Source organism: Streptomyces sp. Act143 (assembly GCF_003143935.1).
GTDB lineage: Bacteria > Actinomycetota > Actinomycetes > Streptomycetales > Streptomycetaceae > Streptomyces.
Genome location: NZ_QFRX01000001.1, coordinates 4058010 through 4065940, shown reverse-complemented (window position 1 = coordinate 4065940; position 7931 = coordinate 4058010). Strand labels below are relative to the sequence as shown.

Below are 7931 nucleotides of genomic sequence, written 5' to 3'. Positions count from 1 at the left end.
GACGTCGGCGAGGACCGCGTGCGCGGCGCGGCGTTCGTTCGGGGTCGCCGTCTGCACGACCGAGGAACGCACCAGCGGGTGCCGGAAGACGAAGTCACCGCTGAGCGGATCGACCTCCAGCAGCCCGGCCGCCACCGCCTCCTCGGCGTCCCGCAGGCGATAGCGGCCCGCTCCGGGCGAGCGTTCCGCACCTGGCGAGTGTTCCGCACCTGGCGAGCGTTCCGCACCGGGTGCGGACGATGCGGCCGAGGCCACCCCGACACCGTCGAGGGCACCCCGCAGCAGCTCCCCGCGGACCCGCTCACTGAGCGCCCTGAAACGTGTGCCGTAGGCATGCTGGAGTCGCCGCGGCACCGTGAGCGAGACGTCGTGCAGCCGGGATCCGGCGCTCGCGGGCCCATCGGTGTCAGCGCGGGCGACGCGGTGAAGGTGGGTCGGCAGTTCCAGCAGGGCCAGCGGGTTCCCGCGGGCATGGTCCAGCACCAGCCGACGCACCCCCGCGTCCAGATCCGGGTGCCGCAGCTCCAGCAGCTCCCGCGCGGCGGCGTCCGAAAGGGCCGGGACCGGCAGCTCCGGCAGCGCGGCCGTGTCCCAGCCGGACGCGACCTCGGAGCGCAGCCCCACCGCCAACCGCACCGAGCTGCCGGCGAGCCGGCGCCCCACGAACCCGATCACCTCGGCGCTGGAGGCGTCCAGCCACTGACCGTCGTCCACGACCAGCAGCAGCGGCCGCGCCGCCGACGCCTGCCCCAGCAGGTCCAGGACGGCGATGCCGAGCGCCATGACCGACGGCGGTCGCCCGCCGCGCTGCCCGAAGGCGGTGCCGAACACGGCACGGTGCACCTCGTCCAGCCGCTCCACGCCGGGCAGCAGGGTGTGCAGCACCTGGTGCAGACCGGCGAACGGCAGCCCCGACTCCGCCTCCACCCCGGCCGCCCGGATCACCTCGTGGCCGGACCGTGCCGCCAGCTCGGCGACATGATCGAGGAGCGCGCTCTTGCCCACCCCGGTCTCCCCTTTGAGAACCAGGGTCTGGCCCTCGGCGGTCGCCACGAACGCAGACAGCCGCCCTCGTTCGCCGTCCCGGCCGATCATCGTCATGAGCGACTCCACGGCGCCCCACTCCCTTCCCCACAGGACCAGCCATGTGTGTGCACCTTTGAGCGTAGGTGTGCGCGGGGATTCTTTCGCGCCGAGAAGGAGTGTAAATACGTGTGAATATGGGATCGGGCGTCCGATGGTGCCGTCCCTGCGGCCGGGCGGGGCCGGGCAGAGCGCCGCCTGCCCTCGCAGCTGATGCGCGAGGGCAGGCGGTCCTGCTTCGAGGGTCAGGCGCACTGCCCCTGATCCACTGCGGCGGGCCTTGCGACGCTCCTCAGTGCGAGGCGCCTGCCGTGGCCGGCGGCAGCTCGACCTGGACACCGGAGTCGCCCGCGTCCGCCGTGTAGTCCTCCGGCCTGGTCTCGTCCACGCCCTCGGGAGCCTTGACGGCCTTCAGGACGAAGGTCAGGACCACCGTCACCACCACGTTCAGCACGAACGCCGTCAGGCCGATGTAGCCGATCTCGCCGATGCCCGGGATCTCCTTCGCGGAGCCGCCGAAGTGCTTCTGCGTCGGCGAGGCGACCCCGTACGCGGCCACCGTGCCGTAGACCATGCCGACCGCCCAGCCCGCCAGCAGCGCCCAGCGGTGGAACCAGCGCGTGAACAGGCCGCCGACCACCGCCGGGAAGGTCTGGAGGATCCAGATCCCGCCCAGCAGCTGGAAGTTGATCGCCACCGTCTTGTCCAGGGTGAGGACGAAAACGAGCGCGCCCACCTTCACCAGCAGGGACACCAGCTTGGAGACCTTGGTCTCCTGCTCGGGCGTGGCGTCCGGCTTGATGAAGTCCTTGTAGATGTTGCGGGTGAACAGGTTCGCCGCCGCGATCGACATGATCGCCGCCGGGACCAGCGCACCGATACCGATGGCCGCGAAGGCCACCCCCGTGAACCAGTCCGGGAACATGTCCTCGAAGAGCTGCGGGATCGCCAGCTGACCGTTCGTCACCTTCACACCCGCCGCGATCGCCACGAAGCCCAGCAGCGCCAGCAGCCCCAGCAGCAGGGAGTACAGCGGCAGGATCGCGGTGTTGCGGCGGATCACCTCACGGCTCTTGGAGGACAGTGTCGCGGTGATCGAGTGCGGGTACATGAACAGCGCGAGGGCCGAACCCAGTCCGAGCGTGGCGTACGTCCACAGACCGGGCTCCCCGGGAACCAGGGCGCCGCGAGGCTTGCCCGTCGCCGGGTTGGTCTGCGCGAACGCCGTGCCGACCTTGGCGAAGATGTCGTCGAAGCCGCCCAGCTTGATGGGGATGTAGATGATCGCCACCGCGATGACGATGTAGATCAGGGCGTCCTTGACGAACGCGATGAGTGCGGGCGCCCGCAGACCGGACGAGTAGGTGTACGCGGCCAGCACGCCGAACGCGATGAACAGCGGCAGGTCCTTCACGAACCAGTTCGTGTGCGCGCCACCGCCGACGCCCAGGACATCGAGGACGGCCTGGATGCCCACCAGTTGGAGGGCGATGTAGGGCATGGTCGCGAGGATGCCGGTGACCGCGACGGCCAGCGACAGGCCCTTGGAGCCGAAGCGTCCGCGCACGAAGTCGGAGGTCGTCACATAGCCGTGCTTGTGGGAGACCGACCACAGGCGGGGCAGGAAGGTGAAGATCAGCGGGTACACGAGGATCGTGTACGGCACCGCGAAGAAGCCGGCCGCGCCCGCCGCGTAGATCGCCGCCGGAACGGCGACGAAGGTGTAGGCGGTGTAGAGGTCACCGCCGAGCAGGAACCAGGTGATCCAGGTGCCGAACGACCGCCCGCCCAGGCCCCATTCGTCGAGGCTGTGCTCGTTCTCGGCCTTGCGCCAGCGCGCGGCCAGGAAGCCCATGACCGTGACGGCCAGGAAGAAGAAGATGAAGACGCCGAGCGCGACGCCGTTCACGCCGTCGTTCACCGGGCACCTCCACGACGGGCGCGCTGGTCACGCTGCCACAGCAGGTAGGCAGTCCCGGTCAGTGCCGAGGCGATGACCACCCACAGGATCTGGTACCAGTAGAAGAACGGGATACCGATGAAGGTCGGGTCGACCTTCGCGTAGGAGCCGACCCAGAGGATCGCCACCCAGGGCGCGGCAAGAAGCAGGCCGATGACGGCTCGCAGCGGAGTCACCACCGGCCTCCTGCTCTCCGGTGCAGACGACATCAGGGGATCTGCCTTTCACTGAATTACATGTATACGGCAAATATGTGGTCGGTCGCCTCTGTGGTGCGAGGCGCGACGAAGGAGTGGCCAGGCGCGGCCCAGCGCGCGGCGCGGCCACTCACACCCCGTTAACGCGAGGGCGGGGCCGGATGGTTCACACCCGCGGCTCTCGCAATAGTGACAAGGTCACCCGCACCCGGACGATCTTCCACGGGCTATATGAACATGTGGACACATGTGAAGGGGAAGCGCACACCCGATATGGATCACGTGTGACAGGGTGCACGGTGGCGAACCGGCCGATCCCGATGGATGCCCCACGGTACGTGTCCTCGCCGGCCGGCCCGCCCGGGTCGAGACGACCGGGGCCGGCCTCTCACCCGCCTCACTCTGGAGAGAGAGCATGCAAGGTCCGAGACGCCGACGCGGCGGCAGAAGAGCGACGACGCTCGCCATCGCCGTCACCGTCGGCCTCACCCTGGCCTCCCCGTACACCGCCCCACCGGCAGCCGCGGCGTCGGCCTCGGTGGCCACCCCCATCTACCAGGACACCCGTTACTCCTTCGAGGAGCGGGCGGCCGACCTCGTCTCCCGGATGACGCTGGAGCAGAAGGTCCGCCAGCTCATCACCAACGACGCCCCGGCCATCCCCAGCCTCGGCGTCCAGGGCTACACCTACTGGAGCGAGGCCCTGCACGGCATCCAGTCGCTGGGCAACTCCAAGAACGCCGGGAACGACACCTCCTGGCCGGTCAAGGCCACCGGCTTCCCCACCTCCCTGGCCACCTCCATGGCCTGGGACCCCGCCCTCCAGTACCAGGAGGGCTCGGCGATCTCCGACGAGGCCCGCGGCTTCCTCGACAAGTCGCTGTTCGGCACCAGCCGCAACAACCTCGGCAGCTCCGCCGACAACTACGGCGCGCTCACCTACTTCGCCCCGACCGTCAACAACGACCGCGACCCCCTGTGGGGCCGCCACGACGAGTCCTACGGCGAGGACCCCTACCTCCAGGGCCAGTTGGGCAGCCAGTTCGTGGACGGTTTCCAGGGCCAGAACCCCGACGGCACCTCCGTCAACGGCTATCTCAAGGCCGCCGCCACCGCCAAGCACTACGCCCTCAACAACGTCGAGGACGCCCGCACCGCCATCAGCTCCGACGTCAACGACAGCCAGCTGCGCGACTACTACACCAAGCAGTTCGCCACCCTCATCGGCCAGGCTCACGTGGCCGGCCTGATGACGTCGTACAACGCCATCAACGGCACCCCGGCGGTCGCCAACACCTACACCAACAACACGCTCGCCAAGCGCACCTACGGCTTCAACGGCCTGACCACCTCCGACTGCGGCGGCGTCGGCACCACGTACAAGCTGCCCGACGACGGCCACAACTGGGCACCCGCGCCCTGGTCCACCAACGGCTCCAAGACCGACCCGCAGTGGATCGACGGCCAGACCGGCGACACCGTCGACGCCCGCGCCGCCGGCCAGGCCTACGCGCTGCGTTCCGGCAACGACCTCAACTGCAGCGGCGACGAGATGACCACCGCCAACGTGATGGAGGCGGTGCGCGCTGGCCTGCTCAGCGAGGGCGTCCTCGACACCGCGCTGGTGCGGGTCTTCACCATCCGCATGAAGACCGGCGAGTTCGACCCCGCCGGCAGCGTCCCGTACACCTCCATCGACAAGTCGGTCATCCAGAGCCCCGCCCACGTGGACCTGGCCACCAAGGCCGCCGACGCCTCCATGGTGCTGCTGAAGAACAGCAACCTCGCCGCGACCGGCAAGCCGCTGCTGCCGCTGAAGGCGTCCGCGGTGAACAAGGTCGTCGTCCTCGGCGACCTCGCCGACACCGTCAGCCTCGGCAGCTACGGCAACGCCCCCGACCAGCAGACCTCCATGCGCAAGGGCATCACCGACGCCCTGAAGGCGGCCAACCCCAACGCGACCGTGACCTACGACGCCGCGGGCACCAGCACCACCAGCACCGCCGCCGCCACCCTCAGTTCCACCACCCAGTCCGCCATCAAGGCAGCCGACGTGGTGGTCGTGGTCGCCGGCACCGACCAGAACACCGCGAGCGAGGGCAAGGACCGAGGCAGCCTCGCCCTGCCCGGCAACTACAACTCCCTCATCGACCAGGTCGCCGCCCTCGGCAACCCCAACGTCGTGCTGGACCTCCAGGCCGTCGGCGCGGTCGACATCTCGGCCCGCCAGTCCAAGGCCGCCTCGATCGTCTACAGCGCCTACAACGGCCAGAGCCAGGGCACCGCCCTCGCCGACGTCCTGTTCGGCAAGCAGAACCCGCAGGGGCACCTGACCTTCACCTGGTACAAGGACGACTCCCAGCTCGCGGGCAAGAACACCTACGGCCTGACCCCCGCCGAGACCGACGGCAAGGGCCAGACCTACCAGTACTTCACCGGCACCCCCAGCTACCCCTTCGGCTACGGCCTGAGCTACACGACGTTCTCCTACTCGGCCGCCACGCTCGACAAGAGCAGCATCACCGCCGACGGCACCGTCAACGTCTCCTTCGACGTCACCAACACCGGCACCGTGGCCGGAGCCACCGTCGCCCAGCTCTACGCCGCGAACACCTTCACCGTCTCCGGCGTGACCATGCCCAAGCAGCGCCTGGTCGGCTTCAAGAACACCGGCGTCCTCGCGCCCGGCGAGAAGCTGCACGTCACGCTGCCGGTCAAGGCGTCCGACCTGAGCGTGTGGAACCCGGCGACGTCCAAGCAGACGGTCTTCCCCGGCGCCTGGGCGCTGAAGGTGGCCTCCGACTCCGCCACCGTGCAGAGCACCGCCACCGTCACCGTCTCCGGCACCCTCACCCCGAAGGTCGCCACCGTCACGGTCCAGCCCGGCCAACTGGTCTTCCACGCGGGCGAAACGCTCGACCTGACGAAGAAGAACCCCTGGATCAAGGACGACACCGACCCGGCCAAGGAGCAGCGCGACACCTCCATCACGGCCGACGGCATCGTCGAGGCGGTCAACAACGACCAGTCGATGGTGAACCTGGCGAGCGCGTCCGTGACCTACGCCAGCAGCAACCCGGCCGTGGCCACCGTCACCTCCGCCGGTGTGGTCACCGCGGGCGCGGACGGCGTCGCCACCATCAAGGTGACTGTGGGCGGCGTGACCGGCTCCATGGTGATGGTCGTCAAGGACTCCCTGGCCGTGCACACCCCGCAGTTCGTCACCGCGGGCCAGCCGGCCACCGTCACCACCACCCTCACCAACGGCACCGGCCTCGCCCTCAGCGGCGTCAACGTCTCCCTCCCGGCCCCGTCCGGCTGGACGGTGAAGGCCACCACCGCGACCTCCTTCACCACCGTCGCGGCCGGGACGGCGGCCACCACCACCTGGCTGGTCACCCCGCCCTCCGGTGTGTCCGCGGGCACCTACCAGCTGACCGCCACCGCCACCTACAGCGGCGGCTCCTACACCGCCGACGCCACCCTCCTGGTGCCGTTCGCCTCCCAGAAGGCGGCCTACACCAACGTCGGCGTCACGGACGACGCCGACCCCACCCCCGGCAAGTACGACGGCGGCGGCTTCAGTTTCTCCGCGCAGGCCCTGGCCGCCGAGGGCCTCGCCCCCGGCAAGACGTTCACCCATGACGGACTGACCTACACCTGGCCGGACGTCGCCGCGGGCACCCCGGACGCCATCGACACCAAGGGCCAGGCGGTCCTGATCTCCGGCACAGGCGGCGAGCTGGGCTTCGTCGGCAGCGGCACCAGCGGCCCCGCCCAGGGCATCGGCACCATCGTCTACACCGACGGCAGCACCCAGCAGTACGGCCTGAGCTTCTCCGACTGGTGGGACAACCAGAGCGTCGCCCAGGGCGGCGACCGCCTCGGCACCTACGCCTACATCAACTCCCACGACGGCAAGGTCGACCAGAAGGTCAGCCTCTTCACCACCACCGTGCCGCTCGCGCCGGGCAAGACGGTCCAGGCCGTCATCCTGCCGAAGTCGGGCGAGGCCGGCACCCCGCAGGGCCACATCTTCACCATGGCCATCGGCGGCACCTCACACACCCCGGCCCCCCAGCCGGACGGCCCGACCGGACACATCACCGGCCAGGGCGGCAAGTGCGTCGGCCTCGCGGCCGGTCCCGCCGCCGGAGTCCAGGCGGTCCTCACCACCTGCGGCGACGACGCCTCCCAGCAGTGGACCATGGGCGCCGACAAGACGGTGTGGAACCAGGGCAAGTGCCTGTCCACCGCCGACGGCGGCACCAGCAACGGCACCGACGTCGTCCTGGACTACTGCGACGGCTCCAAGAACCAGCAGTGGACGGTGGACGCCACCAACAGCTACCTCGTCAACGCGCAGTCGGGCCTGTGTCTGGAGAACTCCAACGGCAGCACCGCCGACGGCAACCCGCTGATCATCTGGACCTGCAACAACGGTGACGTCGGCCAGAAGTGGCAGGTCCCGGCGGACGTGACCGGCCCCACCGGCCGCATCGCGGGCTACAACGGCAAGTGCGCGGAGGTGACCGGCGGCGCGACCGCGGACGGCACGTCGATCCAGCTCAACACCTGCGGGACGAGCAGCAGCCAGTCGTGGACGGCCGTCTCGGACGGCACGCTGCGGGCGCTGGGCAAGTGCATGACGGTGGCGGGCGGCGCGACGGCGGACGGCACGCAGGTGCAGT

General features: G+C 69.7%; 4 protein-coding genes. 1 reads left to right on the top strand and 3 read right to left on the bottom strand.

What is annotated here, in order from left to right; all coding sequences use genetic code 11:
* The 3 genes from DI272_RS45365 to DI272_RS18020 form a co-directional block, all read right to left on the bottom strand.
* A partial coding sequence (locus DI272_RS45365) for an AAA family ATPase (protein WP_258314891.1) occupies window positions 1–1095 on the bottom strand: 1095 nt, incomplete at its 3' end.
* Window positions 1096–1375: 280 nt separating this feature from the next.
* Complete coding sequence (gene mctP, locus DI272_RS18025) at window positions 1376–3004, bottom strand: monocarboxylate uptake permease MctP (RefSeq protein ID WP_109496353.1); 1629 nt, start codon at window positions 3002–3004, stop codon at window positions 1376–1378.
* Window positions 3001–3252 (bottom strand): DUF3311 domain-containing protein, encoded by a 252-nt coding sequence (locus DI272_RS18020; RefSeq protein ID WP_181387232.1) that lies wholly within the window; start codon window positions 3250–3252, stop codon window positions 3001–3003. The genes mctP and DI272_RS18020 overlap by 4 nt, the downstream gene beginning before the upstream one ends.
* A 403-nt stretch (window positions 3253–3655) precedes the next feature.
* On the opposite strand from DI272_RS18020, the gene DI272_RS18015 reads away from it, so the two are divergent.
* A partial coding sequence (locus DI272_RS18015) for a glycoside hydrolase family 3 C-terminal domain-containing protein (RefSeq protein ID WP_109496351.1) occupies window positions 3656–7931 on the top strand: 4276 nt, incomplete at its 3' end.

Coding starts and splice junctions, on each gene's coding strand:
- DI272_RS18020 (WP_181387232.1), bottom strand. CDS start 3,252: ATGTCGTCTGCACCGGAGAGCAGGAGGCCGGTGGTGACTCCGCTGCGA.